We start from the raw sequence: 204 nt of genomic DNA, 5'->3' as shown, positions 1-204 counted from the left end.
CACGCGTTATCCAGAGTGACATCTGGTAAACGAACAAAATCGCCATGAGCGGTTTTGCACAGCGAGGAGCGCTGGTCCTGTAAAGGATAAGTATCAGGAAGATACACGTAAAAGAATCGGTGGAGCGGTAGTTCAGTTGGTTAGAATACCTGCCTGTCACGCAGGGGGTCGCGGGTTCGAGCCCCGTCCGTTCCGCCACTTATT

1 tRNA gene is annotated in these 204 nt (G+C 52.5%); it reads left to right on the top strand.

Annotation, left to right across the window (positions count from 1 at the left end):
* Nucleotides 1–121 precede the first annotated feature (121 nt).
* Nucleotides 122–198, top strand: a tRNA-Asp gene (locus YALDO0001_RS19630).
* Nucleotides 199–204: the final 6 nt, after the last annotated feature.

This window comes from Yersinia aldovae ATCC 35236 (assembly GCF_000173735.1).
GTDB classification, from domain to species: Bacteria; Pseudomonadota; Gammaproteobacteria; order Enterobacterales; family Enterobacteriaceae; genus Yersinia; species Yersinia aldovae.
Note: the sequence above shows the minus strand (reverse complement) of the source record. Positions and strands in the feature narration are given on the sequence as shown.